Below are 18,538 nucleotides of genomic sequence, written 5' to 3' on the forward strand. Positions count from 1 at the left end.
GGGGCGCGATAGTAGCGGGACGATACACGGTCATGCGCAGTCGCGGCTAGTTATCTGGCATTTACCGGATTTGGCCTGCAAATCTCACGTGTGAGGAGGCGCCAATTGCCTGGAAACAATAGCTGGCGTTCTGATGTCGTTTCTCGTTGCTTCGACGTCGCAGACAGAGCAGGTTCCGTAGCGTCACAGGTTGATGATCGATCCTGTCAGTACTCCACTGGCGTTCAGACCGGTTTGAGGCGAGCGTGATGGGGGCGCTGAGCATCATAACTATACGTTGACGCCGCCCGGCATCCGCCGGGCGCAGCACTTTCGGGGAAGTAACGATGAAGATGCGACGACTCTTGGGCGCAGGTGCCGCACTGGTACTGGCCATCAGTTCCACCTTGGCCAGCGCCGAAACCAAAACCCTGAGCATCGGTTACGTTGACGGCTGGTCCGACAGCGTCGCGACCACCCACGTGGCCGCCGAAGTGATCAAGCAAAAACTCGGTTATGACGTGAAGCTGCAAGCGGTCGCGACCGGGATCATGTGGCAAGGTGTGGCCACCGGCAAACTCGACGCGATGCTCTCGGCCTGGCTGCCGGTGACTCACGGCGACTATTGGACCAAGAACAAGGACTTGGTGGTCGATTACGGCCCCAACTTCAAGGACGCAAAAATCGGCCTGATCGTGCCGGAGTACGTCAAGGCCAAGTCGCTCGAGGATCTCAAGACCGACGACTCCTTCAAGAAGCGCATCGTCGGCATCGACGCCGGTTCAGGCGTGATGCTCAAGACCGAACAGGCGATCAAGGATTACGACCTGACCGGTTATCAACTCAAGGCCAGTTCCGGCGCCGGCATGATCGCCGAGCTGACCCGTGCCGAGAAGAAAAACGAATCCATCGCGGTCACCGGTTGGGTGCCGCACTGGATGTTCGCCAAGTGGAAACTGCGCTTCCTGGAAGACCCGAAAGGCGTCTACGGCGCGGCTGAGACTGTAAACAGCATCGGCAGCAAGGAACTGGGCACCAAGGCCCCGGAAGTGGCCGAGTTCCTGAAGAAATTCCAGTGGGCGTCGAAAGACGAGATCGGCGAAGTCATGCTGGCGATCCAGGAAGGCGCCAAGCCGGACGCCGCTGCCAAGGACTGGGTCGCCAAGCACCCGGACCGCGTGAAGGAGTGGACCGGCAAGTAATCAATCTGATTTAGCTGGCTCGCGAAGCCGCATGACGTTGTGTCATGCGGCTTTTTTGTGCCTGCAATTCTTCGATGGGCGCCGGACCCCTTGTGGGAGCGAGCTTGCTCGCGATAGCGATGTGTCTGCTTGCATCGATGTTGAATGTGGCGCCGTCATCGCGAGCAAGCTCGCTCCCACAGGGGGGATTGCGAATAATGTGCGGAAAACTGGCAAAACCGTCATGTCGTTCTAATACTAAGGTCGTCTGGAACCTGGCCTTGAGCCGCATAGAGTAGGGTCGTTCCAATTAAATCTGTGCTGCGAGGATAAAAACAATGAACGACAGCATTTACCTCTCGATTCAAAACAGCCCGCGCTTCAAGGAGCTGGTGAGAAAAAGGGAAAGGTTCGCCTGGATTCTCTCGGCGATCATGCTTGGTCTGTATTCCGGCTTCATTCTTCTGATCGCCTACGGGCCACACATTCTCGGGGCCAAGATCACGCCTGAGTCCACCATCACCTGGGGTATTCCCATCGGTGTCGGCCTGATTGTCTCGGCCTTCATCCTGACCGGCATCTACGTGCGGCGCGCCAACGGTGAGTTCGACGACCTGAACAATGCGATTCTCAAGGAGGCTCAGCAATGATCCGGCGTCTACTGGCTCTATTGAGCATCGCGGCGTTCGCACCGGGCGCCTGGGCGGCTGACGCCCTGACCGGTGCCGTGCAGAAACAACCCCTCAACGTCGCGGCTATCCTGATGTTCGTGGCCTTCGTCGGCGCGACTTTGTATATCACCTACTGGGCGTCCAAGAAAAACAACTCGGCGGCCGACTATTATGCGGCCGGCGGCAAGATCACCGGCTTCCAGAACGGCCTGGCAATCGCGGGCGACTACATGTCGGCGGCGTCCTTCCTGGGCATTTCCGCGCTGGTGTTCACCTCCGGTTATGACGGCCTGATCTACTCCATCGGCTTCCTGGTGGGTTGGCCGATCATCCTGTTCCTGATCGCCGAACGCCTGCGTAACCTGGGTAAATACACCTTTGCCGACGTGGCGTCCTATCGCCTCGGGCAAACCCAGATCCGCAGTCTGTCCGCCTGCGGCTCGCTGGTGGTGGTGGCGTTCTACCTGATCGCGCAAATGGTCGGTGCCGGCAAGCTGATCCAGTTGCTGTTCGGCCTGGACTACCACGTTGCGGTGATCCTGGTGGGTATCCTGATGTGCCTCTACGTGCTGTTTGGCGGCATGTTGGCCACCACTTGGGTGCAGATCATCAAGGCGGTCTTGCTGCTGTCGGGTGCTTCGTTCATGGCCTTGATGGTCATGAAACACGTCAATTTCGACTTCAACATGCTGTTTGCCGAAGCGGTGAAGGTTCACCCTAAAGGCGAGGCGATCATGAGCCCCGGCGGTCTGGTGAAGGATCCGATCTCGGCCTTCTCCCTGGGCCTGGCGCTGATGTTCGGTACCGCTGGCCTGCCGCACATCCTGATGCGCTTCTTCACCGTGAGCGACGCCAAGGAAGCGCGCAAGAGCGTGCTGTATGCCACCGGCTTCATCGGTTACTTCTACATCCTGACCTTCATCATCGGCTTCGGCGCGATCCTGCTGGTCAGCACCAACCCGGCCTTCAAGGACGCGGCAGGTGCCTTGCTGGGCGGTAACAACATGGCGGCGGTGCACCTGGCCAACGCCGTGGGCGGCAGCATCTTCCTGGGCTTCATCTCGGCGGTAGCCTTTGCCACCATCCTGGCGGTAGTGGCGGGCCTGACCCTGGCCGGTGCCTCGGCGGTGTCCCATGACCTGTATGCCAGCGTGATCAAGAAAGGCAAGGCCAACGAGAAGGACGAGATTCGCGTCTCGAAAATCACCACCATCGCCCTGGCGGTGCTGGCGATCGGCCTGGGTATCCTGTTCGAGAAGCAGAACATCGCGTTCATGGTGGGCCTGGCGTTCTCCATCGCGGCGAGCTGCAACTTCCCGGTACTGCTGCTTTCGATGTACTGGAAGAAGCTGACCACTCGTGGCGCCATGATTGGCGGCTGGCTGGGCCTGGTCAGTGCCGTGGGCCTGATGATCCTCGGCCCGACCATCTGGGTGCAGATCATGGGGCACGAGAAGGCGATCTTCCCGTATGAATACCCGGCGCTGTTCTCGATGGCCATTGCGTTCGTCGGCATCTGGTTCTTCTCCATCACCGACAAGTCGGCTGAAGGCGCAAACGAACGGGCGCTGTTCTTCCCGCAGTTCGTGCGTTCACAGACTGGCCTGGGGGCGAGTGGGGCGGTTAAACATTGATGTAGCGGTCAGTGCTTGAAGAAATACCCCGGTCGAAAGGCTGGGGTTTTTTTTGTGCCGGGTTTAAGGGTGGCAGGGCTGCCGTCATCGCGAGCAAGCTCGCTCCCACAGGGGATCTCCAGTGAGCACGGGGTTTTTATTCACAACAGGTCAACTGTGGGAGCGAGCTTGCTCGCGATGGCGTCGGGTCTGTCAATGCCGCTTCTGGATCAGATGAAAAGAGGCATAAACAAAACAGCCCCCGCTCTTATATAAGAAGCGGGGGCTGTTTCGGTGCAGCTTGAGACCTTATTGCAAGGCAGGTCTTACTTGCGGTCTTCCAGCTGGGTGATGTCACGCGACTCGTAGCCGGTGTACAGCTGGCGCGGGCGGCCGATCTTGTACGGGCTGGAGAGCATTTCCTTCCAGTGGGAGATCCAGCCGACGGTCCGCGCCAGGGCGAAGATCACGGTGAACATGCTGGTTGGAATGCCGATCGCCTTGAGGATGATCCCCGAGTAGAAGTCGACGTTCGGGTACAGCGAGCGTTCGATGAAGTACGGGTCGGTCAGGGCGATCTCTTCCAGGCGCATGGCCAGTTCGAGTTGCGGATCGTTCTTGATCCCCAGTTCCTTGAGCACTTCGTCGCAGGTCTGCTTCATCACGGTGGCGCGCGGGTCGCGGTTCTTGTAGACCCGGTGACCGAAGCCCATCAGCTTGAACGGATCGTTCTTGTCCTTGGCCTTGGCGATGAACTTGTCGATGTTCGAGACATCGCCGATTTCATCGAGCATGGTCAGCACCGCTTCGTTCGCACCGCCGTGGGCAGGGCCCCAGAGTGCGGCGATACCGGCGGCGATACAGGCGAACGGGTTGGCACCCGAGGAGCCGGCCAGGCGTACGGTGGACGTGGAGGCGTTCTGCTCGTGGTCGGCATGGAGGATGAAGATCCGGTCCATGGCCTTGGCGAGCACCGGGCTGATCGGTTTGATCTCGCACGGGGTGTTGAACATCATATGCAGGAAGTTCTCTGCATAGGTCAGGTCGTTGCGCGGGTACATCATGGGCTGGCCCATGGAGTACTTGTAGACCATGGCTGCCAGGGTCGGCATCTTCGCCACCAGGCGGATCGCGGAAATTTCGCGATGCTGGGGGTTATTGATATCCAGGGAGTCGTGGTAGAAAGCCGAGAGAGCGCCGACAACGCCGCACATGACGGCCATCGGGTGGGCATCGCGACGGAAGCCGTTGAAGAAGGTCTTCAACTGCTCGTGAACCATGGTGTGGTTCTTCACGGTGCTGACGAACTGGGCTTTTTGCTCTGCGGTTGGCAGCTCGCCGTTGAGCAGCAGGTAGCAGGTTTCCAGGTAGTCCGATTTTTCAGCCAGTTGCTCGATCGGGTAGCCGCGGTGCAGCAGGATGCCGTTGTCGCCATCGATGTAGGTGATTTTCGACTCGCACGAGGCGGTCGACATGAAACCTGGGTCAAAGGTGAAACGGCCCGTGGCCGTCAGGCCCCGTACGTCGATTACATCGGGACCAACGGTGCCGGTTAAAATGGGCAGCTCGACGGGGGCTGCGCCCTCGATGATCAACTGCGCTTTTTTGTCAGCCATGTGGCCTCCTATTAATGCTTGAAATCATCAGACAGACCCCCCACGCAGGGCCCGCACCACTATAGTGAGATAAATCCGAAAGTCAATTTGCCTAAAGTCTTGCTCCAGAAGGCTTTAACCGCACTTTTTCCGCGAAATTACCTGCCGTTTACGCCTTTTGTGCCATATGTGCAATGCGCTATTAGGGGAAGGTGAACGCGTTGTCATTAGTAGCCTAACTGTCTATACTCGGCCACCGACCGCCAGGGGCTTTTGGGCCTGCTTTCTTGGGGGTCGTCACTCCCTGGGTGGTGAGTACCTGACCAGTGCGCGCCCCAACAACTTTGCCCTGATTGTTAGGGGCTCTTCAGTGTGAAAAAAAAGCCGTGAAAAGCCAACGACCTGTAAACCTAGACCTAAGGACCATCAAACTCCCAGTCACTGCTTACACGTCCATTCTTCACCGTATTTCCGGTGTCATCCTCTTCGTCAGCCTGGCCATCATGCTTTATGCATTGGACAAGTCGCTCGATTCGGAAGAAGGCTTCGGTCAGGTGAAAGCGTGTCTGACCAGTCCGCTAGCCAAGCTAGTGATTTGGGGCATCCTGTCCGCCTTGCTGTATCACTTGGTCGCCGGTGTGCGCCACTTGATCATGGACATGGGCATCGGTGAGACGCTGGAAGGCGGCAAGCTGGGCTCGAAAATCATTATCGCCGTGTCTGCGGTGCTGATCGTTCTGGCAGGAGTCTGGATATGGTAACCAACGTCACGAACCTTTCGCGTTCGGGCCTCTACGACTGGATGGCCCAGCGTGTGTCTGCGGTCGTTCTCGCGGCTTACTTCATTTTCCTGATCGGATATGTCGTGGCAAACCCTGGCCTGGGCTATGCCCAATGGCATGAACTGTTCGCAAACAACTGGATGCGTATCTTCAGTCTGCTGGCACTTGTCGCACTGGGCGCTCACGCCTGGGTCGGCATGTGGACCATCGCGACCGACTACCTGACGCCCATGGCGTTCGGCAAGTCGGCGACTGCCGTACGTTTCCTTTTCCAGGCAGTATGCGGCGTTGCGATGTTCGCTTACTTCGTCTGGGGTGTGCAGATTCTCTGGGGTATCTGATCCATGGCTAACATTCCAACGATTTCTTTCGACGCCATCATCATTGGTGGTGGCGGTGCCGGCATGCGCGCAGCGCTGCAACTGGCACAGGGCGGTCACAAGACTGCCGTGATCACCAAGGTTTTCCCGACGCGTTCGCACACCGTTTCCGCCCAGGGCGGCATCACCTGCGCCATCGCTTCGGCCGACCCGAACGATGACTGGCGCTGGCACATGTACGATACCGTCAAGGGGTCCGACTACATCGGTGACCAGGACGCTATCGAATACATGTGTCAGGAAGGCCCGGCCGCGGTGTTCGAGCTGGACCACATGGGCATGCCCTTCTCGCGTACCGAGCAAGGTCGTATCTACCAGCGTCCGTTCGGTGGCCAGTCCAAGGACTACGGCAAGGGCGGCCAGGCCGCGCGTACTTGCGCGGCGTCCGACCGTACCGGTCACGCACTGCTGCACACCCTGTACCAGGGCAACCTGAAAGCCGGTACCACGTTCCTGAACGAGTACTACGCCGTCGACCTGGTGAAGAACCAGGACGGCGCCTTCGTCGGTGTGATCGCGATCTGCATCGAAACCGGCGAAACCACCTACATCCGCGCCAAGGCCACCGTACTGGCGACCGGCGGTGCAGGCCGTATCTACGCATCCACCACCAATGCCCTGATCAACACCGGTGACGGCGTCGGCATGGCCCTGCGTGCTGGCGTGCCGGTACAAGACATCGAAATGTGGCAGTTCCACCCGACCGGCATCGCCGGCGCCGGTGTACTGGTGACCGAAGGTTGCCGTGGTGAAGGTGGTTACCTGATCAACAAGCACGGCGAGCGTTTCATGGAACGTTATGCGCCGAACGCCAAGGACCTCGCCGGTCGTGACGTTGTGGCTCGTTCGATGGTTAAAGAGATCATCGCCGGCAACGGCTGTGGCCCGAATGGCGACCACGTGATGCTCAAGCTCGATCACCTGGGCGAGGAAGTGCTGCACAGCCGCCTGCCAGGTATCTGTGAGCTGTCGAAGACCTTCGCCCACGTCGACCCGGTCGTCGCGCCGGTTCCAGTGGTTCCAACCTGCCACTATATGATGGGCGGCGTTGCCACCAACATCCACGGCCAGGCGATCACCCAGAACGCCGAAGGCGTGGACGAAATCATCCCTGGCCTGTTCGCAGTGGGTGAAGTGGCGTGCGTATCGGTCCACGGTGCCAACCGCCTGGGCGGCAACTCGCTGCTCGACCTGGTGGTCTTCGGTCGCGCTGCCGGCCTGCACCTGGAGAAAGCGCTGACCGACGGTATCGAATATGACGATGCCACCGACGCCAACATCGAAGCCGCCCTGGCGCGTCTGTCCGCTCTGAACGAGCGTACCGAAGGCGAAGACGTGGCAACCCTGCGCCGCGAGCTGCAGAACTGCATGCAGAACTACTTCGGTGTGTTCCGTACCGGCGAATACATGCAGAAGGGTATCGCCCAGCTGGCGCAATTGCGTGAACGAATCGCCAACGTGAAGATCAACGATAAGTCGCAGGCGTTCAACACTGCCCGTATCGAAGCGCTGGAATTGCAGAACCTGCTGGAAGTGGCCGAAGCCACCGCCATCGCCGCAGAAGTGCGTAAAGAGTCCCGTGGTGCCCACGCCCGCGAAGACTTCGAAGACCGTGACGACGAAAACTGGCTGTGCCACACCTTGTACTTCCCGGGTGAAAAACGCGTCGCCAAGCGTGCCGTGAACTTCTCGCCGAAGACTGTTCCGACTTTCGAACCAAAAGTCCGGACTTATTAAGGGTGACCGCTATGTTGCAAGTCAGTGTTTATCGCTACAACCCTGATCAGGACGCTGCGCCGTTCATGCAGGACTTCCAGGTCGATACCGGTGGTAAAGACCTGATGGTGCTGGACGTACTGGCCCTGATCAAAGAGCAGGACGAGGGTTTTTCCTATCGTCGCTCTTGCCGCGAGGGCGTTTGCGGCTCCGACGGCATGAACATCAACGGCAAGAACGGCCTGGCCTGCATCACGCCGCTGTCGGCCGTGGTCAAGGGCAACAAGCTGGTGGTTCGTCCGTTGCCAGGTTTGCCGGTTATCCGTGACCTGGTCGTCGATATGAGCATCTTCTACAAGCAATACGAGAAGGTGAAGCCATTCCTGCAGAACGACACGCCGGCTCCGGCCATCGAGCGTCTGCAGTCTCCGGAAGAGCGTGAGAAGCTCGACGGTCTGTACGAGTGCATCCTGTGCGCTTGCTGCTCGACCTCGTGCCCATCCTTCTGGTGGAACCCGGACAAGTTCCTGGGTCCGGCCGCCCTGCTGCAAGCGTACCGCTTCCTGGCAGACAGCCGTGACACCAAGACGTCCGAGCGTCTGGCTTCGCTGGATGACCCGTTCAGCGTATTCCGCTGCCGCGGGATCATGAACTGCGTCAACGTCTGCCCGAAAGGCCTGAACCCGACTAAGGCCATCGGTCACATTCGTAACATGCTGCTGCAAAGCGGCGTGTGATTCAGCTGCTGTACCCGTAGGACCGTTGTACCCGTAAAGGCCAGGGCGCGGGCTTCAACCCGCGTCTTGGCTATAACCAGAACAGCCGCTCACAAAGCGGTGGTTCTTATTTTGAAGAAATGAGACAAGCAGGGGCATCCGGGCTGGTACCCGGACTATCAGCGTGATCCTAAGTGGCTTGTTTTAGTCGCTGCACTCGGACTTCTGCAAGTTTGCTCGGTGTTTTCGCCGGTGGTGTTCCCCTAATCGAGGGTGACCAAGCATGCAAGAAAGCGTGATGCAGCGCATGTGGAACAGTGCCCACCTCTCCGGTGGTAACGCTGCCTATGTGGAAGAGCTCTACGAGCTCTACCTGCACGACCCTAACGCTGTGCCAGAAGAATGGCGCACCTACTTTCAGAAGCTACCGGCCGACGGTAATTCTGCCACTGATGTTTCGCACTCGACGATTCGCGATCATTTCGTGTTGCTGGCAAAGAACCAGCGCCGCGCTCAACCGGTGTCTGCCGGCAGCGTGAGCTCCGAGCACGAGAAGAAGCAAGTTGAAGTATTGCGACTGATCCAGGCCTACCGGATGCGTGGCCACCAGGCAGCCCAGCTTGACCCGCTGGGGCTGTGGCAGCGTCCTGCACCTGCAGACCTGTCGATCACTCACTACGGCTTGACCAATGCCGACCTTGATACGACCTTCCGTGCCGGCGACCTGTTCATCGGCAAAGAGGAAGCGAGCCTACGCGAAATTCACGAAGCGTTGCAGCAGACATATTGCCGCACCATCGGCGCTGAATTTACGCACATCACCGATTCCGAGCAGCGCCAGTGGTTCCAGCAGCGTCTGGAAAGCGTTCGTGGCCGTCCGACGTACTCCGCCGACATCAAGAGCCACTTGCTCGAGCGCGTCACCGCCGGTGAAGGCCTGGAGAAATACCTGGGCACCAAGTACCCGGGTACCAAGCGTTTCGGCCTGGAAGGCGGCGAAAGCCTGATTCCGATGCTCGACGAGCTGATCCAGCGTTCCGGTTCCTACGGCACCAAGGAAGTCGTCATCGGCATGGCCCACCGTGGCCGCCTGAACGTACTGGTCAACACCTTCGGCAAGAACCCGCGCGAGCTGTTCGACGAGTTCGAAGGCAAGAAGAAGGTCGAGTTGGGTTCCGGTGACGTGAAATACCACCAGGGCTTCTCGTCCAACGTGATGACCACCGGTGGCGAAGTGCACCTGGCCATGGCGTTCAACCCGTCTCACCTGGAAATCGTTTCCCCGGTGGTCGAGGGTTCGGTCCGCGCCCGCCAGGATCGTCGCAACGATCCGACCGGCGAGAAGGTACTGCCGATTTCCATCCACGGTGACGCGGCATTCGCCGGTCAGGGCGTGGTCATGGAAACCTTCCAGATGTCGCAGACCCGCGGTTTCAAGACCGGCGGCACCGTGCACATCGTGATCAACAACCAGGTTGGCTTCACCATCAGCAACCCGCTTGACTCGCGCTCCACCGAGTACGCGACCGACGTCGCGAAAATGATCCAGGCGCCGATTCTCCATGTGAATGGCGATGATCCGGAAGCCGTGCTGTTCGTGACCCAGTTGGCCATCGACTACCGCATGCAGTACAAGCGCGACGTGGTGATCGACCTGGTCTGCTACCGTCGTCGCGGCCACAACGAGGCCGACGAGCCAAGCGGCACCCAGCCCCTGATGTACCAGCAGATCGCGAAGCAGCGCACCACCCGTGAGCTGTATGCCGAGCGCCTGACCCAGGGCGGCGTTCTGGATGCCGCCCGCGTCCAGGAAAAAGTCGATGAATATCGCAATGCCCTGGACAACGGCCTGCACGTGGTAAAAAGCCTGGTCAAGGAACCGAACAAAGAGTTGTTCGTGGACTGGCGTCCATACCTGGGCCACGCCTGGACCGCGCGTCACGACACCCGCTTCGACCTCAAGACCTTGCAGGAGCTGTCCGCCAAGCTGCTGGAGATCCCGGAAGGCTTCGTGGTCCAGCGCCAGGTCGCGAAGATCTACGAAGACCGGCAGAAGATGCAAGCCGGCGGCCTGCCGATCAACTGGGGTTACGCCGAAACCATGGCGTACGCGACCCTGGCGTTCGAAGGTCACCCGGTCCGCATCACCGGCCAGGACGTAGGCCGCGGCACTTTCTCGCACCGCCACGCGGCGCTGCACAACCAGAAAGACGCCAGCACCTACATCCCGCTGCAACACCTGTACAAGGGCCAGCCACGTTTCGACCTGTACGATTCGCTGCTGTCCGAAGAAGCCGTCCTGGCGTTCGAATATGGCTACTCCACCACCGAGCCGAATGCGCTGGTGATCTGGGAAGCCCAGTTCGGCGACTTCGCCAACGGCGCCCAGGTGGTTGTCGACCAGTTCATCACCAGCGGCGAGCACAAGTGGGGCCGTCTCTGCGGTCTGACCATGCTGTTGCCACACGGTTATGAAGGGCAGGGGCCGGAGCACTCGTCGGCACGTCTGGAGCGCTACCTGCAGCTGTGCGCCGAGCACAACGTCCAGGTTTGCGTACCGACGACGCCGGCGCAGATCTACCACCTGCTGCGTCGTCAGGTCATCCGTCCGCTGCGCAAGCCGCTGATCGTGCTGACACCGAAGTCGCTGCTGCGTCACAAACTGGCGATCTCCACGCTCGAAGACCTGGCCGAAGGCTCGTTCCAGACCGTTATTCCGGAAATCGACACGCTGGACGCGGCGAAGGTGACTCGCCTGATCCTGTGCAGCGGCAAGGTCTACTACGACCTGCTGGAAAAACGTCGTGCCGAAGGCCGCGAAGACATCGCCATCGTGCGTATCGAGCAGCTCTACCCGTTCCCGGAAGAAGACCTGATGGAGGCCATCGCGCCTTACACCAACCTCACCCACGTGGTGTGGTGTCAGGAAGAACCGATGAACCAGGGCGCCTGGTACAGCAGCCAGCATCACCTGCGTCGCAGCATCGGCAACCATAACAAGGCCCTGGGCCTGGAATATGCCGGCCGTGATGCTTCCGCTGCACCTGCGTGTGGTTATGCGTCGATGCACGCCGAGCAGCAGGAAAAACTGCTGCAAGATGCTTTCACTGTTTAAGCCTTCGTGCTGACTGAAACCGAATTTTAAGGACCCACAGATAATGGCTATCGAAATCAAAGCCCCGTCATTCCCGGAATCGGTTGCCGATGGCACCGTTGCCACCTGGCACAAGAAACCAGGCGAAGCTGTAAAGCGTGACGACCTGATCGTCGACATCGAGACCGACAAAGTCGTTCTGGAAGTGTTGGCCGAAGCTGACGGCGTGCTCGGCGCAATCGTTGCCGAAGAGGGCGCTACCGTCCTGTCCAACCAGGTACTGGGCTCGATCGAAGAGGGCGGCGCCGCTGCCGCTGCTCCGGCTGCCGCTGCTGCTCCTGCCGCTGCCCAGGCCGCAGCGCCTGCTGCCGATGGCGAAGACGATCCAGTCGCCGCGCCTGCCGCGCGCAAGATCGCCGAAGAGAACGGCATCAACATCGCTTCCGTTGCCGGCACCGGCAAGGGCGGTCGTGTGACCAAGGAAGACGTGGTGGCAGCCGTCGCCGCCAAGAAAGCCGCGCCAGCCGCCGCACCGGCCAAGCCAGCCGCACCTGCCGCCGCCGCTCCGGTGTTCGCTGCCGGTGATCGCGTTGAAAAACGCGTTCCGATGACCCGCCTGCGTGCCAAGGTTGCCGAGCGTCTGGTCGAAGCACAGTCGAACATGGCGATGCTGACCACCTTCAACGAAGTCGACATGACCGAAGTCATGGCCCTGCGTTCGAAGTACAAGGATCTGTTCGAGAAGTCCCACAATGGCGTACGCCTGGGCTTCATGTCGTTCTTCGTCAAGGCTGCCACCGAAGCGCTGAAGCGCTTCCCGGCGGTCAACGCGTCGATCGACGGTTCCGACATCGTCTACCACGGTTATGCCGATATCGGCGTCGCGGTTTCCAGCGACCGTGGCCTGGTGGTTCCGGTGCTGCGCAACGCCGAACTGATGAGCCTGGCCGAAATCGAAGGCGGCATTGCCACCTTCGGCAAGAAGGCCCGTGACGGCAAGCTGTCCATCGAAGAGATGACCGGCGGTACGTTCACCATCACCAACGGTGGTACATTCGGTTCGATGATGTCGACCCCGATCGTCAACCCGCCACAGGCGGCTATCCTGGGCATGCACAACATCCTGCAGCGTCCGATGGCGATCAACGGTCAAGTCGTGATTCGTCCGATGATGTACCTGGCACTGTCCTACGATCACCGCCTGATCGACGGCAAAGAAGCCGTGACGTTCCTGGTCACCATCAAGAACCTGCTTGAAGATCCGGCTCGCCTGCTGCTGGATATCTGATTTTCGCCGCGAGGGCCGGTCTGTCGACCGGCCTCTTGCTGAAACAACCGGTTTCGTCCCTCGACGGTCATCACAAGTGATCGTCCGGTTTGATTCGAAAAGGAATGACTCATGACTCAGAAATTCGACGTGGTAGTGATTGGTGCGGGCCCTGGCGGCTACGTAGCGGCCATCAAGGCTGCGCAACTGGGCCTTACCACTGCCTGCATCGAGAAATACACCGATGGCGAGGGCAAGCTGGCCCTCGGCGGTACTTGCCTGAACGTCGGTTGCATTCCTTCCAAGGCGCTGCTGGACAGCTCCTGGAAATACAAGGAAGCGAAAGAAAGCTTCAACGTTCACGGTATCTCTACCGGTGAAGTGAAGATGGACGTCGCCGCGATGGTTGGCCGCAAGGCTGGCATCGTCAAGAACCTGACCAGCGGTGTTGCCACCCTGTTCAAGGCCAACGGTGTGACCTCGATCCAGGGCCACGGCAAGCTGCTGCTGGGCAAGAAAGTCGAAGTGACCAAGCCAGACGGCTCGGTTGAAGTGATCGAAGCCGAAAACGTCATCCTGGCGCCAGGCTCGCGTCCGATCGACATTCCGCCGGCTCCGGTCGACCAGAAGGTGATCGTCGATTCCACCGGTGCCCTGGAATTCCAGAGCGTACCAAAACGCCTGGGCGTGATCGGCGCCGGCGTGATCGGCCTCGAGCTGGGTTCGGTATGGTCGCGCCTGGGCGCGCAAGTGACCGTTCTCGAAGCCCTCGACACCTTCCTGATGGCCGCTGACGCTGCGGTTTCCAAGGAAGCGCTGAAAACCCTGACCAAACAGGGCCTGGACATCAAGCTGGGCGCCCGCGTGACCGGATCGAAGGTCAACGGCGAAGAAGTCGTGGTCAACTACACCGACGCCAATGGCGAACAGACCATCACTTTCGACAAGCTGATCGTTGCGGTCGGCCGTCGTCCGGTGACCACCGACCTGCTGGCTGCCGACTGTGAAGTGACGCTGGATGAGCGTGGTTTCATCCAGGTTGACGATTTCTGCGCCACCACCGTGCCAGGCGTCTACGCCATCGGTGACGTGGTCCGCGGCATGATGCTGGCGCACAAGGCGTCCGAGGAAGGCATCATGGTCGTCGAGCGCATCAAGGGCCACAAGGCCCAGATGAACTACGACCTGATCCCATCGGTTATCTACACCCACCCGGAAATCGCATGGGTCGGTAAAACCGAGCAGGCCTTGAAAGCCGAAGGCGTTGAAGTTAACGTCGGCACCTTCCCGTTCGCCGCCAGTGGCCGTGCCATGGCAGCCAACGATACCGGTGGTTTCGTGAAAGTCATCGCCGATGCCAAGACGGATCGCGTATTGGGCGTTCACGTGATTGGCCCAAGCGCTGCCGAGCTGGTACAGCAAGGCGCGATCGGTATGGAATTCGGCACCAGCGCTGAAGACCTGGGCATGATGGTCTTCTCCCATCCGACCCTGTCCGAAGCCTTGCACGAAGCGGCCCTGGCCGTAAATGGCGGCGCCATCCACGTGGCCAACCGCAAGAAGCGTTAATAGACAATAAGAAACCACGGCGGTATGGCCCGTCGTGAGCCTTGCGAGCAAGACTCACCGCGGAATATCCGCTGGACGCAGCCTTGCGTAGCGGCACCGGTTGACCGGAACGCTACGCAAGCAGCAGTCACAGGTGGTGCGGCACCAGAACGGTGCAGCACCGAATGCGCAGTACCTAACGAAGACGGTAATAAGCATGAATCTTCACGAGTATCAGGGTAAGCAGCTGTTCGCTGAATACGGCCTGCCAGTATCCACCGGCTACGCGGTAGACACCCCGGAAGCGGCAGCAGAAGCTTGCGACAAAATCGGCGGCAGCGAATGGGTTGTCAAAGCCCAGGTTCACGCCGGTGGTCGCGGTAAAGCGGGCGGCGTCAAGCTGGTTCGCAGCAAAGAAGACGCCAAAGCCTTCGCACAGCAGTGGCTGGGCAAGCGTCTGGTGACTTACCAGACTGATGCCAACGGTCAGCCAGTCACCAAGATCCTGGTTGAATCGTGCACTGATATCGCTAAAGAGCTGTACCTGGGCGCGGTCGTTGACCGTTCGAGCCGCCGTATCGTGTTCATGGCTTCCACCGAAGGTGGCGTGGACATCGAGAAAATCGCTCACGATACCCCTGAGAAAATCCTCAAGGCCACCATCGATCCACTGGTTGGCGCACAGCCATTCCAGGGTCGCGAGCTGGCATTCCAGCTGGGCCTGGAAGGCAAGCAGGTCACTCAGTTCGCCAAGATCTTCGTAGGTCTGGCCAAGCTGTTCCAGGACCACGACCTGGCACTGCTGGAAGTGAACCCGCTGGTGATCAAGGCCGACGGCGACCTGCACTGCCTCGATGCCAAGATCAATATCGACGCCAACGCCATGTACCGTCAGCCTAAGCTGAAGACTTTCCACGATCCGTCCCAAGACGATCCGCGCGAAGCGCACGCTGCCAAGTTCGAACTGAACTACGTAGCCCTGGAAGGCAACATCGGCTGCATGGTCAACGGTGCCGGCCTGGCCATGGGTACCATGGACATCGTCAACCTGCATGGCGGCAAGCCAGCCAACTTCCTCGACGTGGGCGGCGGTGCTACCAAGGAACGCGTTACCGAAGCGTTCAAGATCATCCTGTCCGACACCAACGTCGCCGCAGTACTGGTCAACATCTTCGGCGGCATCGTTCGCTGCGACATGATTGCCGAAGGCATCATCGGCGCCGTGAAAGAAGTCGGCGTGAAAATCCCGGTTGTTGTTCGCCTCGAAGGCAACAACGCTGAGCTGGGCGCTAAAGTACTGGCAGAAAGCGGTTTGAACATCATCGCTGCTACCAGCCTGACCGACGCTGCTCAACAAGTCGTCAAAGCTGCGGAGGGCAAATAATGAGCGTCCTGATCAATAAAGACACCAAGGTTATCTGCCAGGGCATTACCGGTTCGCAAGGTAGTTTCCACACCCAGCAAGCCATCGAATACGGCACCAAGATGGTTGGCGGCGTAACGCCAGGCAAAGGCGGCACCGAGCACCTGGGTCTGCCCGTGTTCAACACCGTGAAAGACGCTGTAGCTGCCACTGGCGCCACCGCCAGCGTGATCTACGTTCCGGCTCCTTTCTGCAAGGACTCCATCCTTGAAGCAGCGTTCGGCGGCATCAAGCTGATCGTCTGCATCACCGAAGGCATCCCGACCATCGACATGCTGGAAGCCAAGGTCAAGTGCGACGAGCTGGGTATCACCCTGATCGGCCCTAACTGCCCAGGCGTGATCACCCCAGGCGAATGCAAGATCGGCATCATGCCAGGTCACATTCACTTGCCAGGCAAGGTCGGTATCGTTTCCCGTTCCGGCACCCTGACCTACGAAGCTGTTAAGCAGACCACTGACGCCGGTTTCGGTCAGTCGACTTGCGTCGGCATCGGCGGTGACCCGATCCCGGGCTCGAACTTCATCGACATCCTGAAGCTGTTCCAGGAAGACCCGAAGACCGAAGCGATCGTCATGATCGGTGAGATCGGCGGTTCGGCTGAAGAAGAAGCGGCTGCCTACATCAAGGCCAACGTGACCAAGCCGGTTGTGTCCTACATCGCGGGTGTGACTGCTCCTCCGGGCAAGCGCATGGGCCATGCTGGCGCAATCATCTCTGGTGGCAAAGGCACTGCAGACGAGAAATTCGCTGCACTGCAAGACGCAGGCGTGAAAACCGTGCGTTCGCTGGCAGACATCGGCAAGGCCCTGGCCGAGCTGACTGGCTGGGAAATGAAGAAGTAAGCTTCGGCTGACCTTTTCGTTCCAGCAACAAAGGCCACCTTCGGGTGGCCTTTGTCGTTTCTGGATCCGTGGCGCCAGGAAGGGTCTCATCGCGAGCAAGCTCGCTCCCACAGTCGAGCGCATTTCATTGTGGGAGCGAGCTTGCTCGCGATGACGGAATGACAGCCCGCCAACCATTTACATGCAAAAACGCGACACGGGGACGTCGTGCATCGGATAGTTCGCCCCTTTACAGTGCGTTTTATCGCCGGATTCGTTAGGCTAGCAGCCATTTTTGCGACCGCTGCCCACAAGGAAGCGCCGCGCTAAACGGGTCGGTCCCATACGGATCGGCAGCATTTCCCTTTACCCTCGGGGAAATCCCTCTCTAAATTCCGATTCAGTAGTGTGGTTTCCTTAATGAAAGTGTTGAAAGGCCAGGACATCCTGGCGCTTGGTTTCATGACATTTGCCCTGTTCGTCGGGGCTGGCAACATCATCTTCCCGCCTATCGTCGGTTTGCAGTCCGGGCCTCATGTCTGGATGGCGGCGCTGGGCTTTTTGATCACGGCGGTCGGGCTGCCGGTCATCACGGTCGTGGCACTGGCCAAGGTGGGCGGGGCGATGGACGCCTTGAGCAGCCCCATCGGCAAGGTCGCCGGCGGGTTGCTGGCGGCGGTGTGCTACCTGGCCGTTGGCCCGTTGTTCGCCACACCGCGTACCGCTACCGTTTCGTTCGAAGTCGGCCTGGCGCCATTGACCGGCGAAAGCCCGCTGGCACTGTTCCTGTATAGCGCCGCGTATTTCCTGCTGGTGTTCTTCATCTCGCTCTACCCGGGCCGGCTGCTGGACACCGTCGGACGTTTCCTCGCTCCCCTGAAGATCATCGCCCTGGCCGTGCTCGGTATCGCCGCGTTTGCCTTGCCGGCCGGCGATATCGGCGTGGCGACCCCCGAATACGTGGCGGCGCCGTTCTCCCAGGGCTTCATCAATGGTTACCTGACCATGGATACCTTGGGCGCATTGGTGTTCGGGATCGTCATCGTCAACGCAATCCGTTCCCGAGGCGTCGAGTCGCCGGCCTTGATCACCCGCTACGCGATCATCGCCGGGCTGATTGCCGGGGTGGGCCTGGCGCTGGTCTACGTCAGCTTGTTCCGTCTCGGTTCGGGCAGTCATGAAGTGGCCATGGGCGCGACCAACGGCGCGGCGGTGCTGCATGCCTATGTGCAACACACCTTCGGCAGCCTGGGCAGCGGTTTCCTGGCGGTGCTGATCTCCCTGGCGTGCCTGGTGACTGCGGTCGGCCTGACCTGCGCCTGCGCCGAGTATTTCAGCCGCGTTTTGCCGCTGTCCTACAAGACCCTGGTGGTGATCCTGGCGGCCTTTTCGCTGCTGGTGTCCAACCTGGGCCTGACCAAGCTGATCGCATTCTCTATTCCGGTCCTCACCGCGATCTACCCGCCGTGCATCGCCTTGGTGGCCTTGAGCTTCTGCAAGGACTTCTGGCACGAGCAGGGGCGCATCGTTGGCCCGGTGATGCTGGTGTCGTTCCTGTTTGGCCTGATCGATGCGCTCAAGGGCGCCGGGCTGGCGGATTGGATGCCGACGCAACTGGCCCACTTGCCGCTGAGCGAACAAGGCCTGGCCTGGCTGGTGCCTTCGGTGATGACCCTGGCGGTCGCGGTGGTGTGTGATCGCCTGCTGGGCAAGCGCAGCGAAGCACTGGCTTAAACAACTTCAGGCAGA

Annotated in this window: 14 protein-coding genes; 13 read left to right on the forward strand and 1 reads right to left on the reverse strand. The window is 59.8% G+C overall.

The annotated features are described in order from the left end of the window. The first annotated feature begins 326 nt into the window (after window positions 1–326). The 3 genes from BLU85_RS17530 (at window position 327) to BLU85_RS17540 (ending at window position 3,465) form a co-directional block, all read left to right on the forward strand. Window positions 327–1,181, forward strand: coding sequence for a glycine betaine ABC transporter substrate-binding protein (locus BLU85_RS17530; RefSeq protein ID WP_092201790.1), 855 nt, complete (start codon window positions 327–329; stop codon window positions 1,179–1,181). Window positions 1,182–1,498: 317 nt separating this feature from the next. After that, the gene (locus tag BLU85_RS17535; protein ID WP_092201792.1) at window positions 1,499–1,810 is read left to right on the forward strand and encodes a DUF485 domain-containing protein; all 312 of its coding nucleotides are present in this window, start codon (window positions 1,499–1,501) and stop codon (window positions 1,808–1,810) included. Then, on the forward strand, window positions 1,807–3,465 hold the full coding sequence (locus BLU85_RS17540; protein WP_092201794.1) for a cation acetate symporter: 1,659 nt from the start codon (window positions 1,807–1,809) through the stop codon (window positions 3,463–3,465). The genes BLU85_RS17535 and BLU85_RS17540 overlap by 4 nt, the downstream gene beginning before the upstream one ends. A 305-nt stretch (window positions 3,466–3,770) precedes the next feature. Here BLU85_RS17540 and gltA read toward each other — a convergent pair whose 3' ends face one another. After that, entirely contained in the window at window positions 3,771–5,060 is a 1,290-nt protein-coding gene (gene gltA, locus BLU85_RS17545; RefSeq protein ID WP_003204440.1) for a citrate synthase, read from the reverse strand. A gap of 365 nt (window positions 5,061–5,425) precedes the next feature. Between gltA and sdhC the strand changes: the two genes are divergently transcribed. The 10 genes from sdhC to brnQ all read left to right on the forward strand — a co-directional run bounded on the left by sdhC (window position 5,426) and on the right by brnQ (window position 18,523). Further along, window positions 5,426–5,800 carry a succinate dehydrogenase, cytochrome b556 subunit gene (sdhC, locus tag BLU85_RS17550; RefSeq protein ID WP_003179220.1) on the forward strand — a complete coding sequence of 125 codons (375 nt, stop codon included), beginning with the start codon at window positions 5,426–5,428 and terminating at the stop codon, window positions 5,798–5,800. Next, window positions 5,794–6,162, forward strand: coding sequence for a succinate dehydrogenase, hydrophobic membrane anchor protein (gene sdhD / locus BLU85_RS17555; RefSeq protein WP_003204438.1), 369 nt, complete (start codon window positions 5,794–5,796; stop codon window positions 6,160–6,162). The genes sdhC and sdhD overlap by 7 nt, the downstream gene beginning before the upstream one ends. A gap of 3 nt (window positions 6,163–6,165) precedes the next feature. Continuing rightward, window positions 6,166–7,938: a succinate dehydrogenase flavoprotein subunit gene (gene sdhA, locus BLU85_RS17560; RefSeq protein WP_092170923.1), complete on the forward strand. Its 1,773-nt coding sequence runs from the start codon at window positions 6,166–6,168 to the stop codon at window positions 7,936–7,938. A gap of 11 nt (window positions 7,939–7,949) precedes the next feature. Continuing rightward, window positions 7,950–8,654, forward strand: coding sequence for a succinate dehydrogenase iron-sulfur subunit (locus BLU85_RS17565; RefSeq protein ID WP_053123967.1), 705 nt, complete (start codon window positions 7,950–7,952; stop codon window positions 8,652–8,654). Window positions 8,655–8,916: 262 nt separating this feature from the next. Continuing rightward, the gene (locus tag BLU85_RS17570) at window positions 8,917–11,748 is read left to right on the forward strand and encodes a 2-oxoglutarate dehydrogenase E1 component (RefSeq protein WP_092201796.1); all 2,832 of its coding nucleotides are present in this window, start codon (window positions 8,917–8,919) and stop codon (window positions 11,746–11,748) included. A gap of 43 nt (window positions 11,749–11,791) precedes the next feature. Next, window positions 11,792–13,015: a 2-oxoglutarate dehydrogenase complex dihydrolipoyllysine-residue succinyltransferase gene (gene odhB / locus BLU85_RS17575; protein ID WP_092201798.1), complete on the forward strand. Its 1,224-nt coding sequence runs from the start codon at window positions 11,792–11,794 to the stop codon at window positions 13,013–13,015. A 111-nt stretch (window positions 13,016–13,126) separates the two neighbouring features. Continuing rightward, window positions 13,127–14,563: a dihydrolipoyl dehydrogenase gene (gene lpdA / locus BLU85_RS17580; protein WP_092201800.1), complete on the forward strand. Its 1,437-nt coding sequence runs from the start codon at window positions 13,127–13,129 to the stop codon at window positions 14,561–14,563. A 196-nt stretch (window positions 14,564–14,759) separates the two neighbouring features. Continuing rightward, on the forward strand, window positions 14,760–15,926 hold the full coding sequence (gene sucC, locus BLU85_RS17585) for an ADP-forming succinate--CoA ligase subunit beta (protein ID WP_003179235.1): 1,167 nt from the start codon (window positions 14,760–14,762) through the stop codon (window positions 15,924–15,926). Beyond that, entirely contained in the window at window positions 15,926–16,810 is an 885-nt protein-coding gene (gene sucD / locus BLU85_RS17590) for a succinate--CoA ligase subunit alpha (protein WP_003179236.1), read from the forward strand. Before sucC ends, sucD begins: the two co-directional genes overlap by 1 nt. 399 nt (window positions 16,811–17,209) lie before the next feature. Then, window positions 17,210–18,523, forward strand: coding sequence for a branched-chain amino acid transport system II carrier protein (gene brnQ, locus BLU85_RS17595; protein ID WP_092201802.1), 1,314 nt, complete (start codon window positions 17,210–17,212; stop codon window positions 18,521–18,523). Window positions 18,524–18,538: the final 15 nt, after the last annotated feature.

It is taken from the genome of Pseudomonas sp. NFACC14 (assembly GCF_900106885.1).
Classification (GTDB): Bacteria; Pseudomonadota; Gammaproteobacteria; order Pseudomonadales; family Pseudomonadaceae; genus Aquipseudomonas; species Aquipseudomonas fluorescens_AA.